22 protein-coding genes are annotated in these 21,559 nt (G+C 72.2%); 12 read left to right on the top strand and 10 right to left on the bottom strand.

Annotation, left to right across the window (positions count from 1 at the left end; all coding sequences use genetic code 11):
- Positions 1-353 precede the first annotated feature (353 nt).
- Positions 354-1,625, top strand: coding sequence for a lipase family protein (locus DEJ48_RS31490; RefSeq protein ID WP_150219565.1), 1,272 nt, complete (start codon positions 354-356; stop codon positions 1,623-1,625).
- A 41-nt stretch (positions 1,626-1,666) separates the two neighbouring features.
- Here the strand turns inward: DEJ48_RS31490 and DEJ48_RS31485 are convergent, their stop codons facing one another.
- Positions 1,667-2,074 carry a YchJ family protein gene (locus DEJ48_RS31485; protein WP_190537705.1) on the bottom strand — a complete coding sequence of 136 codons (408 nt, stop codon included), beginning with the start codon at positions 2,072-2,074 and terminating at the stop codon, positions 1,667-1,669.
- Between the two features lie 59 nt (positions 2,075-2,133).
- Positions 2,134-2,835: a FadR/GntR family transcriptional regulator gene (locus tag DEJ48_RS31480; RefSeq protein WP_150219563.1), complete on the bottom strand. Its 702-nt coding sequence runs from the start codon at positions 2,833-2,835 to the stop codon at positions 2,134-2,136.
- Positions 2,836-2,973: 138 nt separating this feature from the next.
- Between DEJ48_RS31480 and DEJ48_RS31475 the strand changes: the two genes are divergently transcribed.
- On the top strand, positions 2,974-3,498 hold the full coding sequence (locus DEJ48_RS31475; RefSeq protein WP_150221513.1) for a gluconokinase: 525 nt from the start codon (positions 2,974-2,976) through the stop codon (positions 3,496-3,498).
- Between the two features lie 113 nt (positions 3,499-3,611).
- A complete protein-coding gene (locus DEJ48_RS31470; RefSeq protein WP_150219562.1) occupies positions 3,612-5,009 on the top strand; it encodes a gluconate:H+ symporter in 1,398 nt (465 codons plus the stop codon).
- Positions 5,010-5,140: 131 nt separating this feature from the next.
- On the opposite strand, the gene DEJ48_RS31465 is transcribed toward DEJ48_RS31470, so the two are convergent.
- The 3 genes from DEJ48_RS31465 to DEJ48_RS31455 form a co-directional block, all read right to left on the bottom strand.
- Entirely contained in the window at positions 5,141-6,706 is a 1,566-nt protein-coding gene (locus DEJ48_RS31465; RefSeq protein WP_150219561.1) for an APC family permease, read from the bottom strand.
- A gap of 43 nt (positions 6,707-6,749) precedes the next feature.
- Positions 6,750-7,712 carry a hypothetical protein gene (locus DEJ48_RS31460; protein ID WP_150219560.1) on the bottom strand — a complete coding sequence of 321 codons (963 nt, stop codon included), beginning with the start codon at positions 7,710-7,712 and terminating at the stop codon, positions 6,750-6,752.
- A gap of 198 nt (positions 7,713-7,910) precedes the next feature.
- Positions 7,911-9,566: an FAD-binding dehydrogenase gene (locus tag DEJ48_RS31455; protein WP_150219559.1), complete on the bottom strand. Its 1,656-nt coding sequence runs from the start codon at positions 9,564-9,566 to the stop codon at positions 7,911-7,913.
- Positions 9,567-9,774: 208 nt separating this feature from the next.
- Here DEJ48_RS31455 and DEJ48_RS31450 point away from each other — a divergent pair, with 208 nt between their 5' ends.
- The 6 genes from DEJ48_RS31450 (at position 9,775) to DEJ48_RS31425 (ending at position 13,601) form a co-directional block, all read left to right on the top strand.
- Positions 9,775-10,668 carry a DMT family transporter gene (locus DEJ48_RS31450; RefSeq protein WP_150219558.1) on the top strand — a complete coding sequence of 298 codons (894 nt, stop codon included), beginning with the start codon at positions 9,775-9,777 and terminating at the stop codon, positions 10,666-10,668.
- 146 nt (positions 10,669-10,814) lie between these two features.
- The gene (locus DEJ48_RS31445; RefSeq protein WP_150219557.1) at positions 10,815-11,465 is read left to right on the top strand and encodes a TetR family transcriptional regulator; all 651 of its coding nucleotides are present in this window, start codon (positions 10,815-10,817) and stop codon (positions 11,463-11,465) included.
- Complete coding sequence (locus tag DEJ48_RS31440; protein ID WP_150219556.1) at positions 11,462-12,244, top strand: glucose 1-dehydrogenase; 783 nt, start codon at positions 11,462-11,464, stop codon at positions 12,242-12,244. The genes DEJ48_RS31445 and DEJ48_RS31440 overlap by 4 nt, the downstream gene beginning before the upstream one ends.
- Before the next feature lie 46 nt (positions 12,245-12,290).
- Entirely contained in the window at positions 12,291-12,827 is a 537-nt protein-coding gene (locus DEJ48_RS31435; protein WP_150219555.1) for an NUDIX hydrolase, read from the top strand.
- A 52-nt stretch (positions 12,828-12,879) separates the two neighbouring features.
- Positions 12,880-13,272 (top strand): YidH family protein, encoded by a 393-nt coding sequence (locus DEJ48_RS31430; RefSeq protein WP_150219554.1) that lies wholly within the window; start codon positions 12,880-12,882, stop codon positions 13,270-13,272.
- The gene (locus DEJ48_RS31425; protein ID WP_223832266.1) at positions 13,269-13,601 is read left to right on the top strand and encodes a DUF202 domain-containing protein; all 333 of its coding nucleotides are present in this window, start codon (positions 13,269-13,271) and stop codon (positions 13,599-13,601) included. The genes DEJ48_RS31430 and DEJ48_RS31425 overlap by 4 nt, the downstream gene beginning before the upstream one ends.
- Before the next feature lie 26 nt (positions 13,602-13,627).
- On the opposite strand, the gene DEJ48_RS31420 is transcribed toward DEJ48_RS31425, so the two are convergent.
- Positions 13,628-14,563, bottom strand: coding sequence for an NADP-dependent oxidoreductase (locus DEJ48_RS31420; protein ID WP_150219552.1), 936 nt, complete (start codon positions 14,561-14,563; stop codon positions 13,628-13,630).
- A 131-nt stretch (positions 14,564-14,694) separates the two neighbouring features.
- On the opposite strand from DEJ48_RS31420, the gene DEJ48_RS31415 reads away from it, so the two are divergent.
- From DEJ48_RS31415 to DEJ48_RS31405, 3 genes are all read left to right on the top strand, one after another.
- Positions 14,695-14,991 (top strand): hypothetical protein, encoded by a 297-nt coding sequence (locus tag DEJ48_RS31415; protein WP_150166017.1) that lies wholly within the window; start codon positions 14,695-14,697, stop codon positions 14,989-14,991.
- Positions 14,992-15,125: 134 nt separating this feature from the next.
- Positions 15,126-16,148 (top strand): phosphotransferase family protein, encoded by a 1,023-nt coding sequence (locus DEJ48_RS31410; protein WP_150219551.1) that lies wholly within the window; start codon positions 15,126-15,128, stop codon positions 16,146-16,148.
- A gap of 6 nt (positions 16,149-16,154) precedes the next feature.
- Positions 16,155-17,369: an acyl-CoA dehydrogenase family protein gene (locus tag DEJ48_RS31405; protein WP_150219550.1), complete on the top strand. Its 1,215-nt coding sequence runs from the start codon at positions 16,155-16,157 to the stop codon at positions 17,367-17,369.
- 123 nt (positions 17,370-17,492) lie between these two features.
- On the opposite strand, the gene DEJ48_RS31400 is transcribed toward DEJ48_RS31405, so the two are convergent.
- The 4 genes from DEJ48_RS31400 to DEJ48_RS31385 all read right to left on the bottom strand — a co-directional run bounded on the left by DEJ48_RS31400 (position 17,493) and on the right by DEJ48_RS31385 (position 21,386).
- Positions 17,493-18,089 carry a TetR/AcrR family transcriptional regulator gene (locus DEJ48_RS31400; protein ID WP_150166023.1) on the bottom strand — a complete coding sequence of 199 codons (597 nt, stop codon included), beginning with the start codon at positions 18,087-18,089 and terminating at the stop codon, positions 17,493-17,495.
- 21 nt (positions 18,090-18,110) lie between these two features.
- Entirely contained in the window at positions 18,111-19,781 is a 1,671-nt protein-coding gene (locus DEJ48_RS31395; RefSeq protein ID WP_150221512.1) for a class I adenylate-forming enzyme family protein, read from the bottom strand.
- Between the two features lie 8 nt (positions 19,782-19,789).
- Positions 19,790-20,557 (bottom strand): SDR family oxidoreductase, encoded by a 768-nt coding sequence (locus DEJ48_RS31390; RefSeq protein ID WP_150219549.1) that lies wholly within the window; start codon positions 20,555-20,557, stop codon positions 19,790-19,792.
- A 127-nt stretch (positions 20,558-20,684) separates the two neighbouring features.
- Positions 20,685-21,386, bottom strand: a complete 702-nt coding sequence (locus DEJ48_RS31385; protein WP_150219548.1) for an alpha/beta fold hydrolase — start codon at positions 21,384-21,386, stop codon at positions 20,685-20,687.
- Between the last annotated feature and the right edge of the window lie 173 nt (positions 21,387-21,559).

The following is a 21,559-nucleotide window of genomic DNA, read 5'->3' as shown; positions in this document are numbered from 1 at the left end:
CAGGGGGCAGGCAGACGCTACTGGCGGCGCCGGTCGGCCGCAGCGATGGTTCCCGCCTATGTGCGCGGCCGCCCCGGGGCGTCGAACAGGCGGGCGGGCCAGGGCGTTTGGGCCCGTGGGCGGCGGTTCGCCGGGTGCGCCGAGCCGGGCCGGTCGGCCGGTTCACACCCCGTGTGAATCTCCGCTTCCCACCAGCCCCATGTGCGGGGCGGGCACGGTGGCCGGGTCCCGTCGGGTGTCCGCCGTGCGGGAGCCGCCGAGTTGACGGTGCGCCGGGCCGGTGGTGTGCTCGCAAGTCCGGTGCGGCCGCCGCTCGTCGCGGGGGCGGCCACCGCTCGCCGTGGGGGGACGCCATGCGGGACGACTTCGCCAGGGGACCGCGCTTCGCCGATCTGCGCCCGCTCAAGGAGCCCACCGCGGGCGGGCCCGGCGGCTTCCCCGTCCACCGGGATCTCGTGGACCGGCTCGCCGCGGAGAAGGGGCCGCCCGAGACGGAGGGACCCGTCCCGCACACCATGGCGACCTGTGCGGCGTACGCGTACGCGGGGGTCGGCCGGGTGGGCGACCCGGACACCGTCGCGATGATCATGTCGAGGCTCGGTCTGGAGGAGAACCGCTGCCGGGTCTTCGAGCAGCGCGTCGACGCCATGTACATCGCATCGGCCGCCTATCTGATCCAGGACAAGGACCGGCGGGTGGTGATCCTCTGCTACCGCGGCACTCAGCCCGAGGACATCATCAGCATCCTCACCGATGCCGACGTGCGCCCCGAGACACTCTCCGTGGAGCTGGCCGGCACGCGCCACCAGGTCCACGCCGGTTTCTACCGCAACATGCGCGCCACCCGTCACCTCATCATGCAGGCCCTGGAGCGGGCCGCGCGCGGCGAGTCGGTCGACCCCTCGGAGACGGGCGTGCGCGGCGACGGCATGGAGGCGCTGTACATCACCGGGCACAGCCTGGGCGGCGCGATGGCCGCGCTGATGGGCGTGGTCCTGACCCACGAGAAGCGATACCGGCTCATCGCCGAACGTCTGCGGGCCGTCTACACCTTCGGCCAGCCGCTGCTCGGCGGCCCCGAGTTCGCCGAGGCGTGCGCGGCGGCGACCGACCACCGCGGCGAGCACGTCCTGCGCGACCGGCTCCTGCGCTACATCTTCGACCGCGACGTCGTGCCCGCGCTGCCGCCCCGGCCCGTCGGCCCTTACGCCCCCTTCGGCCGGGAGTTCCACTACCGCAGGCCGCGCGGCGTACCGGAGGGGGCGCTGGCCCTCGCCGCGGAGACGGCGATCGACGCGGTCTCGCTGCCGGGCGACCTGCTCCGCGGGCAGCTGCGCCGCAACGCGGGGCGCAGGGCGCGGGCCGCGGGGCGCTCGCTGTCCGAGCTCGCGCGGGGGCCCCGGGCGGGCGGCTGGGCCGAGGTGCACGACCCGGGCCTGCACTATCCGCAGATGGACAGCCTCGCGGGGCTCGCGGTGGTGGCGCCGCTCGCGTTCTTCGCGGCGCGTCTGGCGCTGACGCGGACGATCCCGTTCACGTACTCCTTCGAGGACCACGGGCCCGGCCACTACGTCAACGCGCTGGCTCCGGAAGGGGCCGTCAGCGAGTACGGGGACGTGCTGTGACCGCCGTGCTGTGAACGTCCCGGTCGCGGGCCGATCCTTGCTCAGTCGATGAAGTCGCCGTCCACGTACAGCCACGAGCCGTCCACGCGCTCGAACCTGCTCTTCTCGTGCAGGGCGTCCGGGCGGCCGCTGTCGGTGTACCGGGCCCGGAACGTCACGGTTGCGGTGGTGTGGAACGCCGAGCCCTCGGTGGTGTCCTCGATCTCCAGGCCGACCCAGCGCATCGCCGGGTCGAACTCGACGCGGGGCGGCCGGGTGCGGGGGTGCCAGGTGCGGAGCAGGTACCCCTCGTCCTGTACGGCGAAGGCGCTGTAGCGGGAGCGCATCAGCTCTTCGGGGGTGCTCGCGGCGCTCTCGCCCCGGTGGAGCCTTCCGCAGCACTTGTCGTACGGCTGGGGGTGCCCGCAGGGGCAGGACGTGGCGGCGGGGCGGCGGGCGCGTCGGGACATGGCGCCCATTGTCGCCGACGCGTGGCGCGCCCCCGACCTCAGGGGACGGTCCCCGTGCCTCAGGGCGCGAGGATGTCCAGCTCCTCCAGGGCGCCGAGCGCGATCTCCCGTGTGAGGGCCTCCGCGCGGACCGCGTCGCCCTCCCTGACCGCCTCGGCGACCCGCACGTGCAGGGTGACGGCGGGCGGGTCCGGGTCCTCGAACATCACCTGATGCGCGGTACGTCCCGTCAGGACCTCGGCGACGACGTCCCCGAGCCGGGCGAACATCTCGTTGCCGGACGCGTTGAGGATCACCCGGTGGAAGGCGACGTCGTGCTTGAGGTAGCCCTCCAGCTGGTGTCCCCGGGAGTGGGCGACCATGCCGAGCGCGCACTCGGTGAGCTCCGCGCACTGCGCCGCCGTGGCGTACCGCGCGGCGAGTCCGGCGGCGACCGGCTCGACGGCGGACCGCAGGACGGTCAGGGAGCGCAGCTGTCGCGGCCGGTCGGCGCCGGCCAGCCGCCACCGGATGACCTGCGGGTCGTAGACGTTCCACTCCTCGGCGGGCAGCACGGTGACGCCCACGCGGCGGCGGGACGCGACGAGGTGCATGGACTCGAGGACCCGGACGGCCTCCCGCATCACGGAGCGGGACACCTCGAAGCGCTGGGCCAGCTCGTCGGTGCGCAACACGCTGCCCGGCGGGTACTCGCCCGCGGTGATGGCGGGCCCGAGGCTTTCCAGTACGCGGGAGTGCAGCCCTCGGGCCAGTGCGGTCATGACGGAAGCCTACGAGGAGCACGCCGCGAACAATAAGTCAGACTTTTATGTCACAGGCTCTTGAATTTGTCAGACCTAATGGGTTTCAGTGACGTGAACAACCGACCGATGTCGATGAAGACAGCGAGGCAGGACGCGATGCAGGAACGGCGCACCCCCCACGTCGTCGTAGTCATGGGCGTGGCAGGGACCGGCAAGACCACGATCGGCCCCCTGCTCGCGGACCGACTCGGCGTTCCGTACGCCGAGGGGGACGACTTCCACCCGCCGGAGAACATCCAGAAGATGTCGTCCGGCACGCCGCTCACCGACGACGACCGGTGGCCCTGGCTCGACGCGATCGGGTCCTGGGCGCACGGGCGTGCCGGGCTCGGCGGGGTGGTCAGCAGCTCCGCACTGAAGCGCAGCTATCGCGACCGGCTGCGGGCGGCCGCGCCCGACGTCGACAGCCTCGTCTTCGTACACCTCACCGGTGACCGGGCCCTCATCGAGGACCGGATGTCGCATCGGCAGGGTCACTTCATGCCGACGGCGCTGCTCGACTCGCAGTTCGCCACGTTGGAGCCTCTCGGGGCGGATGAGGTGGGCGTCGGCGTCGACGTCGCCGGGTCCCCGGAGGAGATTGCCGACCGGGCCGTCGTGGCCTTGAGGGACCTCGACTAGGCACTTCGTCTGCGGGCCGCATGTGGCTGGTCGCGCCCACGCGGCGGAGCCGCATATGTAACAGCCCCGCGCCCCTATCGGGGCACGACCCACCCACGTACAAGGAAAGCACCGTGACCCATCTCAGCGTCGAGATGTTGGCAGCGGACCCCGTCGAGCCGATCACCTCGGCGGGCCATGCCCAGCTGGGGATCGCCGTCCTCGCGGGCATCGCCGTCATCGTCCTGCTCATCACCAAGTTCAAGCTGCACGCGTTCCTCGCGCTGACCGTCGGGTCGCTCGCGCTCGGGGCCTTCGCGGGCGCGCCGCTCGACAAGGCCATCACCAGCTTCACCGCCGGGCTCGGCTCGACGGTCGCGGGCGTCGGCGTGCTCATCGCGCTCGGCGCGATCCTCGGCAAGCTGCTCGCGGACTCCGGGGGCGCCGACCAGATCGTCGACACGATCCTCGCGAAGGCGGGCGGGCGCGCCATGCCGTGGGCGATGGTCCTCATCGCCTCCGTCATCGGCCTGCCGCTCTTCTTCGAGGTCGGCATCGTGCTGCTGATCCCGGTCGTCCTGATGGTCGCCAAGCGCGGCAACTACTCGCTGATGCGGATCGGCATCCCGGCCCTCGCCGGTCTCTCCGTGATGCACGGGCTCATCCCGCCGCACCCCGGCCCGCTCGTCGCGATCGACGCGGTCAAGGCCAATCTCGGCGTGACGCTGGCGCTCGGTGTCCTCGTCGCCATTCCGACGGTGGTCATCGCCGGGCCGCTGTTCTCGAAGGTCGCGGCGCGCTGGGTGGACGTCCCCGCCCCCGAGAAGATGATCCCGCAGCGTCCCTCGGAGGACCTGGAGAAGCGCCCCGGCTTCGGCGCGACCGTGGCCACCGTGCTGCTGCCCGTCGTCCTGATGCTGGCCAAGGCGCTGGTGGACATCGTGGTCGACGACCCCGAGGCCACCGTGCAGCGGGTCTTCGACGTCATCGGGTCGCCGCTGATCGCGCTGCTCGCCGCGGTGATCGTGGGCATGTTCACGCTGGGCCGCGCGGCCGGGTTCACCAAGGACCGCCTGTCGACGACCGTCGAGAAGTCGCTCGCCCCGATCGCGGGCGTCCTGATGATCGTGGGCGCGGGCGGCGGCTTCAAGCAGACGCTCATCGACGTGGGCGTGGGCCAGATGATCCTGGACTTCTCCAAGGACTGGTCGATCCCGGCGCTGCTCCTGGCCTGGCTGATCGCGGTGGCGATCCGGCTCGCTACGGGTTCCGCGACGGTGGCGACGATCTCGGCGGCGGGCCTGGTGGCTCCGCTGGCCGCGGACATGTCGACGTCGCACACGGCCCTGCTCGTCCTCGCCATCGGTGCGGGCTCGCTGTTCTTCTCGCACGTCAACGACGCGGGATTCTGGCTGGTCAAGGAGTACTTCGGCCTGGACGTCGGCCAGACGATCAAGACGTGGTCCGTGATGGAGACGATCATCTCCGTGGTGGCGGGCGGCCTGGTGCTGCTGCTTTCACTGATCATTTAGCTGCGCCGGGGAACACCGGAACACGACTGCGGCCGCGCTGGAGATTCCAGCGCGGCCGCAGCGAGTTCGGCCCGTCCGGCGATGGAGGACGAACTCGGCGGAGCCGGTGATCACCGAGCCCCGTGGGACCGCTACGCCCCCGGCGAGGAGCGCGCCTTCTCCAGCTGGAACGCCTCGTTGCCGAGGCCGATCCGCGCGTGCGCCGCCGGGTTCCTGGCCCGCAGGACCGCCCCGTAGACCACGCCCACCACGGCCGCCAGGAAGATGATCCCCGGCAGCGCCCAGCTCAGCGCCGAGTCGGGGCCCGCGCCGACCAGGACGTCGAAGTCCTTGACGGTGTAGCCGGCGATGATCAGGAGGCCGATCGCGGCGAGCGCGGAGGCCGTGATGCGCCAGGCCTGGGCGCGGGCCGCGCCCCTGCGGGCGAAGAAGACGATGACGGCGACGGACGCCGTGGCCATCAGCAGGATCACGCCGAGCGCGCCGATGTTGCCGCCCCACGTGAACAGGTGCAGGACGGGCGCGGTCGGATCGCCCGCCTTCCCGTCGTCGGCGAGTGCGAAGCCGATCACCACCACGACGGAGACGACGGTCTGGAGCAGCGAGCCCGTGCCCGGCGCGCCCGTGGACGTGTTCGTGCGGCCGAACGCGGCGGGCAGCAGCCCCTCGCGGCCCATCGCGAACGCGTACCGCGCGACGACGTTGTGGAAGCTGAGGATCGCCGCGAACATGCCGGTGACGAAGAGGACGTGGAGCACGTCGGTGAACGTGCCGCCGAGCCGGGACTCGGTGAGGCCGAAGAGCAGCCCCGCGCTCTGTTCCTGTGCGGCGGGCACGATGCCGGAGGGGCCCGCGGCGACCGTGAGCGCCCAGGAGCTGAGGGCGAAGAAGACGGCGACGAAGCCGACGGCGAAGAACATCACGCGGGCGACGACGACCTGCGGGCGGCTGGTCTCCTCCGCGTACACGGGGGCCTGCTCGAAGCCGGTGAAGGCCGCGATGCAGAAGCAGAGCGAGGTGGCGACGCCCGCGCCGGTGAGCGTGTCCGGGTTGAACGCGTGCAGCGACAGGCCTTCCTTGGCCGGGTCGACGACGGCGGCGATGTCGAAGATGACGACGAGCGCGACCTCGATGAGGAGCAGCACGCCGAGCACGCGCGCGTTGAGGTCGATCTTCATCCAGGCGAGGACCGCGACGACGGCGACGGCGACGAGCGCGGGAACCCACCAGGCGACCTCGACCTCGAAGTACGTCTGGAGGAGACCGGACACCTCGAAGCCGAGCAGCCCGTACAGCCCCGCCTGCAGGGCGCTGTAGGCGACGAGCGCGACCAGCGCGGCGCCCGCGCCCGCCGTGCCGCCGAGGCCGCGGGATATGTACGCGTAGAACGCGCCGGCGTTGTGCACGTGGCGGCTCATCTCGGCGTACCCGAGGCTGAAGAGGGCGAGGACGACGCCGAGGATGAGGAAGAGGAGCGGCTGTCCGACGATGCCCATCACGCCGTACGTGGTGGGCATGACGCCGGCGACGACCATCAGGGGGCCGGTCGCGGCGAGCACGGAGAGCAGCAGCCCCGCGGTGCCGAGCCGGCCCGCGCGGAGGGCCTGCTCCTGTCCCTTGTACGTGCTGATCCCGGTGGCGCCCGCCGGTTCGCCGGGGGATCTGGTGCCGCTCGGGGTCGAACTTCCCGTCGCCATGGCGCGGTTGTCCTTTCAGGGGTTGCGGAGAAAGCTTCAGGCTTCAGGCCGAGCCGTACGCGGCGGCCCGTGCGGCGGTGAACGCCGGGTACGGGTCCCGGTCCGGGTACGACCAGGGGGCCGGGGTCGCGTGCCGTCCGATGCGGTGGAAGAGCGCGGCGGCTTCGGCCGCCCTGCCCTCGCAGGACTTCGCGTGGGCAAGGAAGTTGAGGTCGACGTGGCAGCGGGGGTGGCCGGGCTCGTCGGGTGCCTCCCACTCCAGCCACCAGTCGAAGGCGGCTTTCATGACGCCACGGGCGCGGCGCCCGACCCAGTGCCCGGACGCGGCCGGGTCGGCGGGTTCGAGGCCCGCGTGGGCGAGGACGCGGTAGCGCTCGGCGTGCGCGACGACGGGCAGGACGGCGAGCGGCGAGTCGGCGGGGGCCTGTTCGGCGGCCCAGGACGCGAAGTCGTACACCTCGTGCATGGGGTCCTGGCCCGCGCCGGGGCGGCGCTCGGCGAGGCGGGCCACCATCAGGTGGTGGGCGTGGTGGTGTTCGGGGTGGCGGTGCCTGATCTCGTCGAAGAGGCGGACGACGTCCTCCTCGTGGCCCAGCGCGCGTTCGAGCATGAGCAGCGCGAGCCACGGCGTGGGGTCGGCGGGCACGCGGGCGGCGGCTTCGCGGCACCGCTCGCGCACCTTGCCCGAACGTTCCTTCCCGCGCAGCGCCTTGTGCACGGCGGCGAAGGCGAGCAGCACCTCGGCGTCGTGGCTCTCGGGCTCGGCGAGCCGCCAGTCGCGCGCCCACGCGGTGGTGGTGGGTTCCTGCGCGAGGACGTCGAAGCGGTGCCCCCTGCGGTCCCAGTCGTCGCCGGTGGCGGCGAGCAGCGCCCGGACCTCGGTCCAGCGGCCCTGCGCCAAGGCCGCGCGGGCGGCGACGAGTTCGGCGTCGTCGAGTGCGGCGTCGAAGGCGTGCCCTGCGGCCTTCTTGCGGGAACGGCCCAGTGGGGGCGGGGGTGGTGACACCGCGGGACGTCCTCCCCGAGGCGGCTTGCGTACGGATGATCACGCACAGCAAAGCGGTAGGCACTGCCCCCCGTCAAGGCCCGGTGGTCTCAGCGCCTTCACCAACTCGTCTCAGAATGTGCAGACTTCATCCTTCACCTGGGCGAACTCCCCTACCACCCCGTACTGGAGAAACGCTCGAAGCGTGCTGGACCGCGCTCACCGCACCGCGCGGGCGGCGGCGCGGCCCGCCGTGCGGCCCGAGAAGAGGCAGCCGCCGAGGAAGGTCCCTTCGAGCGAGCGGTAGCCGTGCACTCCCCCGCCGCCGAATCCGGCGGCCTCCCCGGCCGCGTACACACCCGGCAGGGGCTCGCCGCCCTCGGTCAGGACGCGCGAGGAGAGGTCGGTCTCCAGGCCGCCGAGCGTCTTGCGGGTGAGGATGTTGAGGCGGACGGCGACGAGCGGGCCCGCCTTCGGGTCGAGGATGCGGTGCGGGGCGGCGGCCCGGATGAGCCGGTCGCCGAGGAACTTGCGGGCGCCCCGTACGGCCATCACCTGGAGGTCCTTGGTGAAGGGGTTGGCGATCTCGCGGTCGCGCGCGGCGATGGTGCGGCGCAGGGTGTCCTCGTCGATGAGGGGCTTCTCCGTGAGGGCGTTCATGCCGCGCACGAGGGCGCCCAGGTCCTTTTCCACGACGAAGTCGACACCGTGGTCCATGAACGCCTTGACGGGGCCCGGCACTTCGGAGCGGGCCCGGTCGATGACGCCGCGCACGGACTTGCCGGTCAGATCGGGGTTCTGCTCCGACCCGCTGAGGGTGAACTCCTTGCCGATGATGCGCTGGTTGAGCACGAACCACGTGTAGTCGTGCCCGGTGCCCATGATGTGTTCGAGGGTGCCGAGCGTGTCGAACCCGGGGAACAGCGGCACGGGCAGGCGGTCGCCGCGCGCGTCGAGCCAGAGCGAGGAGGGGCCCGGCAGGATGCGGATGCCGTGCCGGTCCCAGATGGGGTTCCAGTTCTGGATGCCCTCGGTGTAGTGCCACATGCGGTCGCGGTTGATGAGGTGCGCTCCCGCGTCCTCGGCGATGCCGAGCATCCTGCCGTCCACATGGGCCGGCACGCCGGAGATCATCCTCCGGGGCGGGGTGCCGAGGCGCTCGGGCCAGTTGGCGCGGACGAGGTCGTGGTTGCCGCCGATGCCGCCGGAGGTGACGATCACCGCCTGCGCACGGAACTCGAAGTCGCCGGTCACCACGCGGCTGCTCGCCTCGCCGCGCTCGACGGCCGACGGTTCGAGCACCTCGCCGGTGACCGTGTCGACATCGCCCGCGCTGCGCGAGAGACCCGTGACGCGGTGCCGGAACCGCAGCTGGACGAGACCGCGGTCGACCCCGGCCCGCACCCGCCGCACGAACGGGGCGAGCAGTCCCGGGCCCGTGCCCCAGGTGATGTGGAAGCGGGGCACCGAGTTGCCGTGGCCCTGGGCGTCGTAGCCGCCGCGCTCCGCCCAGCCCACGACGGGGAAGAACCTGACGCCCTGCCCGTGCAGCCAGGACCGCTTCTCGCCGGACGCGAAGTCGACGTACGCCTGGGCCCACTTGCGCGGCCAGTGGTCCTCCGGGCGGTCGAACGCCGCCGCCCCCATCCAGTCCTGGAGGGCGAGGGCGTGCGAGTCCTTGATCCGCATCCGCCGCTGCTCGGGCGAGTCGACGAAGAACAGACCGCCGAAGGACCAGTGCGCCTGACCGCCGATCGCGTGCTCGGGCTCCTGGTCGACGAGGACGACCCGGCGGCCCGCGTCGACGAGCTCCGCGGTCGCCGCGAGTCCGGCGAGCCCTGCCCCGATCACGATCACATCTGCGTCGTACGCCATTGAGGTCGTCCTCCTCGACAAGGTCCCGCAAGGTTACTGGTGGGTCATCTCGCACCCAGGTCAGATCCTGGATAGCGGAGTGACGGACGTCAACCGACAGGGCGGGGAAGTTCGTCAAGCTCCGGTACGCGGGGTCTGCGGGCGGCGGTTATCGTCGGCCTGATCCCTTGCCCTCATCCAAGCTCCGCTCGTCGGTCCGGTAGGTGACGTGTCGCTCCTGGTTCTCGTCCTAGCCGTCGGCGCCGCCTGCTGCCTCGGCGTCGGCTTCGTCCTCCAGCAGAACGCGGCGCGCCACGCCCCGCTGGGCGACTTCCTCTCGCCGCGGCTGCTCCTCGACCTGGTGCGGGTGCCGCGGTGGCTCGCCGGGATCGGCCTGATGGTGTGCGGCATGGCGCTCGGCGCGGTCGCCCTCGGGCGCGGCGAGATCTCGCTCGTCGAACCGCTCCTCGCCACGAATCTGCTCTTCGCCCTCGGCCTCTCCCGCCTGCAGACCAAGCAGCCGCTGGGCCGCCAGGGCTGGGCTGGCCTCGCGCTGCTCGCGGGCGGCGTCACGGCGTTCATCGTGGCCGGTGAGCCACGCGGCGGCGAGGCGGTGACCGATCCTGCGCGGCACTGGCTGATCGTCGGCGCGATGATCGGCGGGGCGCTGCTCCTGACGGCGTACGCGAAGAAGTCCCGTCTCCATGCCGCCCCCGTGCTGCTCGCGGTCGCGGCCGGGCTGCTGTACGGGGTGCAGGACGCGTTGACGCGGGTCAGCGGACAGCGGTTCTCCGAGGGCGGGTTCGCGGAGCTGTTCGGCGGATGGCAGCCGTACGGGGTGCTCGTGCTCGGCGTGGTGGGCCTCGTCCTGGTGCAGAGCGCGTTCGAGACGGCGCCGCTGCGGATGTCGCTGCCCGCGCTGACGGCCGCGCAGCCGCTGGCCGGCATCGCCTGCGGCGTCGGCTTCCTCGGCGACCGGCTGCGCGCGGACACGGGGGCGCTCGCCTGGGAGGCGGCGGGGCTCGCGGCGATCGTGGCGGGGGTGGTGCTCTTGGGGCTGCATCCGGCGATGCCTGGTGCCGGGCGGCCCGAGCGGATTCCTCACGTCACCGTGCGGGACTGACCTCCGGCCGAGGCCCCGTCGATCGCCGGCTCCGCCTGGCTCGTCCTCAAACGCCGGACAGGCTGAAACACCTGCCCGACGGGCTGCTGCCATCGCGGATGCCGTTTCGCTCGCTTTTTAATAATGGGCAGCATTAGTATCAATCCATGGCCAGAACCTCAGGTCCCGAGACCCGGGAGAAGCTCATCCGTGCCGGGGAAGAGGTCTTCGCCGCCCAGGGCGTGGACGGGGCCCAGCTGCGGGACATCGTGCGGATCGCGGGGCAGAGCAACCCCTCCGCCGTCCAGTACCACTTCGGCTCGCGGGCCGGGCTCCTCGACGCCGTGATGGCCGCCCGCCAGCACCGCACCGAGCAGGTCCTCACCGCCGAGCTCGACCGCGCCGGCGACGACAGCGGCCTGCGCGGGCTCCTCACCGCCCTCGTCCGCACCGAGGCCACCGAGCTCCGCACCGAGCGCGGGCGGCGCTGTCTGCGGATCTCCGCCCAGCTCAGCCACGAGAGCGGCGTCCGCACCCGTACCCCGCACCCCACCCTCGACGGCACCGTCTACTGGACGCTGATCGGGCGGATCGAGGACTGCCTCGTCTCCCTCGCCCCCGCCCTGCCCGAGCCGCTCCGCCTGGAACGGCTCGACCTCGCGCTCACCGTGGTCGGCGCCGCGCTGGGCGACCGCGCACGCCAGTACCTGGCCGACGCCACCCCTCTGACCGGCGAGGACGTCTTCCTCGCCGATCTCGTCGAGACCACCGCAGCGCTGCTGCGGGCCCCGCATCGCACCCCTGGAGACACCGCATGAGCCAGCACGACAGCCGGCACGACCTCACCGGCCGCACCGTCATCATCACCGGCGCCGCGCGCGGCCTCGGCGCGGAGGCGGCCCGCCAGGCCGTCGCCGCGGGCGCCAACGTCGTCCTCACCGACGTCCTCGCGGACGAGGGCGCGGCCACCGCCGCCGAGCTCGGCGAGCGCGCCCGGTTCGCGCGCCACGACGTGACGTCGGAGGAGGACTGGCAGCGCGTCGTCGACCTCGCCGTCACCGAGTTCGGCGGCCTGCACGGCCTGGTGAACAACGCCGGGATATCCACCGGCCAGTTCCTGGAGTCGGAGTCCGTCGAGCACTTCCGCAAGGTCCTCGACATCAACCTCACCGGCGTCTTCATCGGCATGAAGACCGCCGTGCCCGCCATGAAGGAGGCCGGGGGCGGCTCCATCGTGAACATCTCGTCCGCCGCCGGTCTGATGGGCCTCGCGCTGACCGCGGGCTACGGCGCGTCCAAGTGGGGCGTGCGCGGCCTCACCAAGATCGGCGCGGTGGAGCTCGGCACGGCCCGCATCCGCGTCAACTCCGTCCACCCCGGCATGACGTACACCCCGATGACCGCCCAGGTCGGCATCGAGAAGGGCGAGGGCAAGTACCCCAACACCCCGATGGGCCGGGTCGGCGAGCCGCACGAGATCGCCGGAGCCATGGTCTTCCTGCTCTCCGACGCCGCCTCCTACGTCACGGGAGCCGAGCTCGCCGTCGACGGCGGCTGGACGGCCGGGCCGACCGTGAAGTACGTCATGGGCCAGTGACCGCCCCTCCGGTCCCGTCGCACGGGGGTGGGGTTGGATGGGGCGCATGACCGCCGACAGCGGGCCCGCGCCCGACCCCAGCGAAGAGCTGATCACCATCGTCGACGAGCACGACGAGGTGGTCGGCGAGGCCCGGCGCGGCGAGGCGTACGCGCGCGGGCTGCGCCACCGGTGCACGTTCATCCTGGCGCGCGACGCCGAGGGCCGCGTCTTCGTGCACCGCCGCACCCCGACCAAGCTCGTCTTCCCCTCGCTGTACGACATGTTCGTCGGCGGCGTGGTCGGGGCCGGGGAGTCCTACGACGACGCGGCGCTGCGCGAGGCGGAGGAGGAGCTCGGCGTGCACGGACTGCCGCGCCCGACCCCGCTGTTCAAGTTCCTGTACGACGACGGCGCCGGGAAGTCCTGGTGGTCGTACCTCTACGAAGTCCGCTGCGAGCTGCCCGTGCGGCCGCAGGTCGAGGAGGTCGCCTGGCACGCCTTCGTCCCGGAGGAGGAGCTGGAGCGACGGCTCGACGAGTGGGAGTGGGTACCGGACGGACTCGACGCCTACCACCGGCTGCGGGCCTTTCGGGCGGCGTGACCGACGCGGTGCGGATCGGCGCGGCTTGATCGAGACCGCCTAGGGTGCGGCCGTGAGCAATTTCGTACAGAGCCTGAGGCTGTGGTTCGCGCCAGAGCGGATCCGCGAGGACGGCGACACCCCCGACTACCGCTTCTCCCTCGCCAACGAACGCACCTTCCTCGCCTGGCTGCGCACCGCGCTCGCGCTGATCGGCGGCGGCTTCGCCGTGGACCAGTTCCTGCCGGACCTGCGCTGGGGGTGGCGGATCGGGCTCGCGCTCGCGCTGCTCGTCTCGGGCGTCCTGTGCTCGCTGCGCGCGGTCAACCACTGGGTGCGGTGCGAGCGGGCCATGCGGCGCGGCGAGGACCTGCCGTCCAGCCGCTTCCCGACGGTGCTGAGCCTGGCCGTCGCGGTGGTCGCGGTCGCCATGGTGGTGGTCGTGCTGTTCGGGTGGGAGGGGTGACGGAGGGGGCCGGGTCCGGGGCCTCGCGGGTCCGTGATCCCGGACTGCAGCCGGAGCGCACCCGTCTCGCGTGGCGGCGTACGACCCTGTCGTGCACGGTGGCCGCGGTGCTCGCGGCCCGCGCGGTTCTGCACGGCGGGGCCACGGCGTTCGGCGTGCTCGCGTGCGCGCTGTGCCTGCTGCTCTGGCTCGGCTTCCTGGCGGTGGCGCACCGCCGGATGGTCACGCTGACGGCGCCCCGGCCCCGGACGATGTCGCTGCGGGCGGCACGGGGGGCGGCACTGTGCACGGTGGCGCTGGCGCTGTGCGCCGTGGTGATGCTCCTCTGAGGAGCATCACCACGCGAAGCCTGCCTTCAGTCCGCCCACTCCACCGTCACCACGATCTTCCCCCTGGTCCGCCCCTCCTCGCTCAGCCGGTGCGCCTCGGCCGCCCGCTCCAGCGGGAACGTCTTGTCCACGTGGACGGTCACGACGTCCTGCTCGGCGAGTTCGGACAGGCGCTGGAGGTCCGCGGCGACGGGGCGTACGAAGCAGTAGTGGCCGCCGAGGCCGATCACCCCGCCGTCCGCGATGGACGCGAGGCGGCCGCCGGGCGAGAGGAGTTCGGCGGACGCCTTCAGCGTGTCGCCGCCCACCGTGTCGAACGCCGCGTCGACGCCCTCCGGGGCGAGCCCGCGGACCCGGTCCACCAGGCCGTCCCCGTACGTGATCGGCTCGGCGCCCAGCTCGCGCAGGTAGTCGTGGTTGCGTTCGCTCGCGGTGCCGATGACGCGGGCGCCCGCGTGCCGGGCCAGCTGCACGGCGATCGAGCCGACGCCGCCCGCCGCCGCGTGCACGAGGACGACGTCGCCCTCGGTGACCTCAAGGGCCTGGTTGACGACCTGGTACGCGGTCAGCCCGGCGAGCGGCAGCCCCGCGGCCTCCTCGAAGGTGAGGTTGCGCGGCTTGCGGGCGAGGGTGCGGATCGGCGCGGCGACGTACTCCGCGAACGTGCCGCGGGAGAGGAAGTCCTCGCGCACGTAGCCGATGACCTCGTCGCCCACCGCGAACTCCGGTGCCGCCGCGCCCGGTTGGACCACGACGCCGGAGACGTCCCAGCCGGGGATCACGGGGAAGACGGGGTCGAGGAGGCCGTCGAGGTGGCCCTCCCTGCACTTCCAGTCGACGGGGTTCACTGCGGCGGCACGGACCTTCACCAGGACGGAGTCGGGGCCGACCTTCGGGTCGCGCACCTCTCCGTACTCGAGGACTTCGGGCCCGCCGTAGCTGCGGTAACTGATCGCCTTCATGAGGGGTCGCCTTCGCGGAGGTCAGGGGAAACACCGACGAGACTGACAAGACTCGCATAAAGGAAATAAAGGGGCATCGGGGGCTAGCCTGAGAGGGTCACCCCTCCCCGAAGCCACAGAAGGTGCGCGCCATGACCACCCTCCACCACGAACACCCGGTGCACGACCACGTCCACGGCCCGGCCTGCGGCCATCCGGAGGTGCCGCACGGCGACCACGTCGACTACGCGCACGACGGACACATGCACCGCCTGCACTCCGACCACTACGACGAGTGCGAGCCGACCGGCCACACCGCCCACCAGGGCCACGACCACCAGCATGGCGACGGCTGCGGCCACGACTCCGTGACCCACGGCGACCACGTCGACTATCTGCACGACGGCCACCGGCACGCGTCGCACGACGGGCACTGGGACGACCACTGAGATCACTCCCCCACCTCCCGCCCGCGCCCCGCGACGGGGCGCGGTAGCCTCTGGACGGCATACCGACTGGTCGGCATCATGTAGGGCAGCCAGCAAGCAGTGGCACGCCACCACCACGCCGATCAGGAGCGAAGATGAGCTCAGACCACCCGCCGGGCCTCGACCTCGACCAGTTGCGCGGCCACCTCGACCGCGAGCGGCCCGGCCTGGTCGGCGGCCCGCTCTCCGCCCGGCTCATCGAGGGCGGCCGGTCCAACCTCACGTACGCCGTCACGGACGGCACCTCCCGCTGGGTGGTCCGGCGCCCGCCGCTTGGCCACGTCCTCGCGACCGCGCACGACATGAAGCGCGAGCACCGGGTGATCGCGGCACTGCATCCCACGGACGTGCCGGTGCCCGCGCCCGTCCTGCTCTGCGAGGACGAGACGGTCATCGGGTCGCCGTTCTACGTGATGGAGTTCGTGGACGGAACCCCGTACCGCACCGCGGAGGAGCTGGCGCCGCTCGGCCCCGAGCGCACCCGTGAGGCGGTGCTCGGCCTCGTCGACACCCTCGTCGACCTGCACGCCGTCGACCCGGCGGCCGTCGGGCTCGGCGACTTCGGTCGGCCGGAGGGCTTCCTCGACCGGCAGCTGCGCCGTTGGGGCAAGCAGCTCGACGCCTCCCGCAACCGCGAGCTCGCCGGCATCGACGAACTGCACGCGGCGCTCGGACGCTCGCTCCCCGACTCCCCCGCGCCCACCGTCATCCACGGCGACTACCGCCTGGACAACGTCCTCATGGGCGACGACGGCCGGATCAGGGCCATCCTCGACTGGGAGATGTCCACGCTCGGCGATCCGCTCACCGACCTGGGCCTGCTCGTGATGTACAGCGCGAAGCTGGAGGTGCCCGAATCCCCCGTCAGCACCACGGCGGGCGCGCCGGGCCACCCGGACCCGGCCGAGCTGATCGAGCGGTACGCCGCACGCTCGGGGCGCGACGTGTCGGCCGTCTCCTGGTACACGGCGTTCGCGTGGTTCAAGCTCGCCGTGATCCTGGAGGGCATCCACTACCGCTACACACTCGGCCAGACGGTCGGCGCGGGCTTCGACCGGATCGGCGAGCTGGTGCCCGTGTTCGTCCGGCACGGGCTGACGACCCTTCAGGAAGGCTGATCCTCCGTGGACTTCGCATTCGACGCCCGCACCGAAGAGCTCCGCGACAAGCTGCTCGCCTTCATGGACGACCACGTGTACCCGGCCGAGGCCGTCGCCGACGAGCAGCGCGCCGCGCTCGCCTCGCCGTGGGACACCCCCGCCGTGGTCGGCGAGCTGAAGGCCGAGGCGCGCAGGCAGGGGCTGTGGAACCTGTTCCTGCCCGATGCCGAGCACGGCGCCGGGCTCACCAATCTCCAGTACGCGCCGCTCGCCGAGATCACCGGCCGCTCACCCCAACTCGCCCCCACCGTGCTGAACTGCGCCGCGCCCGACACCGGCAACATGGAGGTGCTCGCGCAGTTCGGCAGCGAGGCGCAGCGCAAGCAGTGGCTGGAGCCGCTGCTCGCCGGTGAGATCCGCTCGGCGTTCGCGATGACCGAGCCGGAGGTCGCCTCCTCCGACGCCACGAACATCACGACGCGCATCGAGCGCGAGGGCGACGAGTACGTCATCAGCGGCCGCAAGTGGTACATCTCCGGGGCGATGAACCCGGACTGCAAGATCTTCATCGTGATGGGCAAGACCGACCCTGACGGCGCGGACATCCGCCGCCAGCAGTCGATGGTGCTGGTCCCGCGCGACACCCCCGGGCTCGAAGTCCGGCGCGCCATGCGGGTGTACGGCTACGAGGACCACTATCACGGCGGTCACGCCGAGGTCGTCCTCGACCGCGTCCGCGTCCCCGTGGCCAACCTGATCGGCGAGGAGGGCGGCGGCTTCGCCATCGCGCAGGCGCGGCTGGGCCCGGGCCGCATCCACCACTGCATGCGGCTGATCGGGATGGCGGAGCGCGCCATCGAGCTGATGTGCCGGCGGGCCGTGTCGCGTACGGCGTTCGGGAAGCCGCTCGCCCAGCAGGGCGTCGTGCAGGAGTGGATCGCCGACGCACGGGTCGCCGTCGAGCAGCTGCGCCTTTTGGTCCTGAAGACGGCGTGGCTGATGGACACCGTCGGCAACAAGGGCGCGCACACGGAGATCCAGTCCATCAAGATCGCGACGCCGCGCGCGGTGGTGGACATCCTCGACCGTGCGGTGCAGTTGCACGGGGCGGGGGGTGTCAGTCAGGACTTCCCGCTCGCGGAGCTGTGGGCCGCGGCGAGGACGCTGCGCTTGGCGGATGGTCCCGATGAGGTACACCAGCGATCGCTGGCGCGGCGCGAACTCAAACGGTACGTGTAGCGCGCCCAAGTGGCGCGGGGAACTGCGCGCTCAGCCCCCGCCGGGGCGCGGTCGCCTCTGCCGCGGCAGGTCCTGCGGCGAGTGCGGCTCGTCGAGGGCCGCTCGCGCAGTTCCCCGCGCCCCTCAAGGGGCGCGCAGCGCCCTCAGGAGGAGGTCGGCCAGGTGGTCGGCCACCTGTTGAGGAGAGAGCGGGCCCTCCGGGCGATACCACGTGGACAGGTGGTGGACGGAGCCGAAGTGGTAGTCCACCACCAGGTCGGCCGGCGTCGCCGTGGAGAAGACGCCCGACTCCTGGCCCTCCTCGATCAGCGCCCGGAACCGCTCGTGGTAGCGGCGCCGCTCCGCCCGGACCTGCTTGTTCTTCTCCGGTCCGAGATGGTGCATGGAGCGGAAGAAGATCGACGCGTCGTCGAGGTTGTCGATCGTGCTGACCACGACGTCCGCCGCCGCGTCGCGCACCCGGTCGGCGACCGGCGCGTCCGCGTCGGCGATGGCGTCGAGCCGCTCCTGCTGGACGCGGAGCAGCCGGGCGTAGACCTCGTGGAGCAGGTCGTCCTTGGAGCCGAAGTAGTGGTAGAGCGCGCCCTTGGTGACGCCGGCGGCCTCCACGATCTCCTGGACCGACGTGCGGTCGTAGCCCTGGTCGGCGAAGAGCCTGGTGGCGGCGGCGAGGAGTCGCTGCGGGACGGGCGTGCCGTCACCGTCCGTCGTTCTGGCCACTGCCGCCACCTGCCTTTCGCGTCACTTGCTGTCGGTCGGGCGGGAACGCAGTTCCCGCCGGAGGATCTTCCCACTTGTCGTCTTCGGCAACTCCTCCAGTACCTCGACCGCGCGCGGATACTTGTACGCGGCGAGCCGTTCCTTGCAGTACGCGGTCAGGTCGTCGGGCCCTGTGTCGCTGCCGGGGCGGAGGCTGACGTACGCCTTCACGGTCTCGCCGCGGTAGCTGTCGGGGACACCGACGACGGCCGCCTCGCGGACCGCGGGGTGGGTATAGAGGACGTCCTCGACCTCGCGGGGCCACACCTTGAAGCCGGACGCGTTGATCATGTCCTTCTTGCGGTCGACGACGTAGAGCCAGCCCGCCGGGTCCATGAACCCGATGTCGCCGGTGCGCAGTTCCCCGTCGGGGAAGGCCTCGGCGGTGGCGTCGGGGCGCTGCCAGTAGCCGGGGACGACCTGGGGGCCGCGGACGACGATCTCGCCGTGCTCCCCGAACGGCACCTCAGCGCCGAGGTCATCCAGGATGCGCACGACCGTCTCGGGACCCGGGACGCCGACGGCGAGGGTGCCCGAGACCGGGTCGACCGGGGCCTCCTGGCCGGGCGGCACGGATGCGCAGGGGGCGGTGCACTCGGTGAGGCCGTACCCGTTGTGGAGGTAGGGGCCGAAGGAGGCGCGGAACTTCTCGACGAGGGCCGGGGGCAGCGGCGCGCCGCCGGAGGAGATCATCGCGAAGGAGTCGAAGTGGGCGCGGGTCACCGAGGGGTGGGCGGCGAGCGCCATGAAGGCGGTGGAGGGGCCGACGGTGTACGCGGGCCGGTGCTCGGCGAAGGCGTCGAGGACCACGCCGGCCTCGAAGCGGTAGGCGAGCGCGAGCGTTCCGGCGTTGGCGATGCAGGCGGCGACCTGCGCGACCATGCCGGTGATGTGGAAGAGCGGCGCCATCGCGAAGTAGCAGGCGCCTTCCGGTATGCCGGATCCGGTGCGCTGGCGTTCCGCGTTGTAGGTGATGTTGCCGTGGGTGTTCATGGCGCCCTTGGGGGTGCCGCTGGTGCCCGAGGTATAGCTGATCAGCGCCACGTCAAAGGGGGCGAGGGCGCGGTCGGCCGGGGCGGGGAGTCCCCGGCGTGCGACGGCGACGAGGTCGTCGGCGTCGTCGGCGACGGGCAGGCGCTCGAAGTCGAGGACCCGGGTGTCGTTCCGGGTTTGGAGGTCGAGCTGGCAGGCGGTGAGGACGACGCGGACCGGCGATTCGGCGACGGTGTCGCGCAGGTACGTCTCCCAGGCGCGGTCGGAGCAGATCAGTGCGGTCGCTCCGGCGTCGGCGAGGACGTGGCGCACCTCCGCCGTGCGGTACATGGGGTTGACGGGGACGACGGTGGCGCCGGCCTTCCAGGCGCCGAGGAGCGCGAGCACGAAGTGCGGGGTGTTCTGCAGGAGGATCGCGACGCGGTCGCCGCGTGCGACGCCCCGCGCGGCGAGGTGTCCCGCGACGGAGTCGCTGAGGGCGTCGGTCTCGCGGTAGGTCAGGCGTCCGTCGAAGTAGGCGAGCGCGGTGTGTTCGGGGGCCCGCTCGACGGCGGCACGGAACGCGTCGGGCACGGAGGGCGCGGGGTGGACGGGGGCGCGCTGGGCGTCGTTGAGCCGGGCCAGCCAGGGCTTGGCGGCGTACGGGGACCCGGTGGGCATGGAGTCGTTCACCGCTCGTTCTCCTCCCACTTCCGCTGGATGTGGTTCATGCCCTTCAGCCACTTGTCGGGGGTCTCGGCGCGGGCCCGGTAGAACGCGGCCACCTCGGGGTGCGGCAGGATCAGGAAGCGGTCCTCCGCCATGCCGGCGAAGAGCGCGGCGGCGACGTCGTCCGGCTCGATGGCGGTGGGGGTGAGCACGAGGTCGCCCGCGGTGCCGGTGGCGGCGAGCATGTCGGTGCGGACGCCCTGCGGGCAGATCGCGTGGACCTTGACGCCGCGGTGGCGGTACGTGAGGGAGAGCCACTCGGCGAAGGCGTACGCGCCGTGCTTGGTGACGCTGTAGGGCGCGGCGCCGATCATGGTGAGCAGGCCGGCCGCGGAGACGGTCGAGACGAAGCGGCCGCTGCCGCGCTCCAGCCAGTCGGGCAGCAGCGCGTGGGCCGCCCGTACGTGGGCCATGACGTTGACGTCCCAGGCCGCGGCCCAGACCTCCTCGGGCGCGGCCTCGCTGCCGCCGGAGCCGAGCCCGGCGTTGGCGCAGTACACGTCGACGGTGCCGCCGAGCGCCTCGCGGGCCTCGGGCACGACCGCGGACGCGTCGCCGGGCACGGCGATGCCGCCGATCTCGTCGGCGACGGCCTTCGCCTTGGTGCCGTCGAGGTCGTTGACCACGACGCGCGCCCCTTCGGCGGCGAAGCGGCGGGCGAGCGCCGCCCCGATGCCGCCTCCCCCGCCTGTGACGACGACTCCCTTGTCGTGCAGGGTTTCCACGATCGTTCTCCTTCGCCCGCGGCTCGGACCGGCTCGCCTCAGCTGGCTACGCCAGCAGACTAACCAGTCGGTATGTCGCGGCGAAAGAGGGGCGGAGGGCCGGACCGCGGTCCGGGAAGCCCCGGCAGGCCTAGGGCCTGCCGGTCGCGCTCGCGTGCAGGATGCGGGCCAGTTCGCGCGGCTGGGAGAACATCGGCCAGTGCCCGGTGTCCATCTCGACGAGCCGCCAGCGCTCGCTCTTGAGCAGGTCGGTCACGTCGTCGGACGGCTCCTCGCCGTCCAGCAGGCACTTGACGTACGTCGCGGGGAGCTCGCCGAGCGAGCGCTCCAGGACGGCGGACTCGGTCAGGGTGGCGCCCGGATGCGGTGTCCCGCCGCTCGCGATTCTGGCGACCTGCTCGCTGTCGAGCCCCTGCCCGTCGAACTCCGCCGCGTTCAGCAGCCACCAGCCGTCGCCGTCGTCGAGGATGCCCTCGAACGCCTGCCGGCCCTGCCACCACAGGGAGGCGAACGACTCGCCGTCGACGGGCACGACCGCGTCCACGAACACGACGCGGGCCAGCCGGTCGCCGATCCGCTCGGCCGCCTGGCCGACGGGGATGCCGGCGTAGCTGTGCCCGACGAGGACGACGTCGCGCAGATCGAGGCGTTCGACCTCGTCGACGATGTCGCGCACGTGGGTCTGCTGCCCGGCGGGGACGTCCTGCTTGTCGGCGAGGCCGGAGAGGGTCAGGGGGTGGGCGCCGTGTCCGGCGGCCCGCAGGTCCCGCGCCACGTCCTCCCATACCCAGGAGCCGAGCCACGCGCCTGCCACCAGTATGTATTCCGCCATGGCGGAGAACGTACACGCTCGGGGCGAAACGGGGCAGACCCCTCCGGTGGCCCTCGTCGCACGTACGTCTCAGTGACCGAGACCAGCCGTATCAGCTATTGACTGCCCCCTACACCCACCACAAGAGTGCCGCTCGTGCACAGCGAAGCGACTCAGACACCGAAACAGCAGGT

It is taken from the genome of Streptomyces venezuelae, from assembly GCF_008642315.1.
In the GTDB taxonomy this organism is placed as follows: Bacteria; Actinomycetota; Actinomycetes; order Streptomycetales; family Streptomycetaceae; genus Streptomyces; species Streptomyces venezuelae_D.
The sequence above is the reverse complement of the archived record's forward strand: the minus strand, read 5'-3'. Positions and strand labels throughout refer to the sequence as shown.

Bases quoted from the DNA above. Each gene is read 5' to 3' on its own strand.
- DEJ48_RS31410 (WP_150219551.1), top strand. From the start codon at position 15,126: ATGAGCTCAGACCACCCGCCGGGCCTCGACCTCGACCAGTTGCGCGGC.
- DEJ48_RS31455 (WP_150219559.1), bottom strand. From the start codon at position 9,566: ATGGCGTACGACGCAGATGTGATCGTGATCGGGGCAGGGCTCGCCGGA.
- DEJ48_RS31480 (WP_150219563.1), bottom strand. From the start codon at position 2,835: ATGACCGCACTGGCCCGAGGGCTGCACTCCCGCGTACTGGAAAGCCTC.
- DEJ48_RS31440 (WP_150219556.1), top strand. From the start codon at position 11,462: ATGAGCCAGCACGACAGCCGGCACGACCTCACCGGCCGCACCGTCATC.
- DEJ48_RS31415 (WP_150166017.1), top strand. From the start codon at position 14,695: ATGACCACCCTCCACCACGAACACCCGGTGCACGACCACGTCCACGGC.
- DEJ48_RS31465 (WP_150219561.1), bottom strand. From the start codon at position 6,706: ATGGCGACGGGAAGTTCGACCCCGAGCGGCACCAGATCCCCCGGCGAA.
- DEJ48_RS31490 (WP_150219565.1), top strand. From the start codon at position 354: ATGCGGGACGACTTCGCCAGGGGACCGCGCTTCGCCGATCTGCGCCCG.
- DEJ48_RS31445 (WP_150219557.1), top strand. From the start codon at position 10,815: ATGGCCAGAACCTCAGGTCCCGAGACCCGGGAGAAGCTCATCCGTGCC.
- DEJ48_RS31475 (WP_150221513.1), top strand. From the start codon at position 2,974: ATGCAGGAACGGCGCACCCCCCACGTCGTCGTAGTCATGGGCGTGGCA.
- DEJ48_RS31395 (WP_150221512.1), bottom strand. From the start codon at position 19,781: ATGCCCACCGGGTCCCCGTACGCCGCCAAGCCCTGGCTGGCCCGGCTC.
- DEJ48_RS31485 (WP_190537705.1), bottom strand. From the start codon at position 2,074: ATGTCCCGACGCGCCCGCCGCCCCGCCGCCACGTCCTGCCCCTGCGGG.
- DEJ48_RS31385 (WP_150219548.1), bottom strand. From the start codon at position 21,386: ATGGCGGAATACATACTGGTGGCAGGCGCGTGGCTCGGCTCCTGGGTA.
- DEJ48_RS31420 (WP_150219552.1), bottom strand. From the start codon at position 14,563: ATGAAGGCGATCAGTTACCGCAGCTACGGCGGGCCCGAAGTCCTCGAG.
- DEJ48_RS31435 (WP_150219555.1), top strand. From the start codon at position 12,291: ATGACCGCCGACAGCGGGCCCGCGCCCGACCCCAGCGAAGAGCTGATC.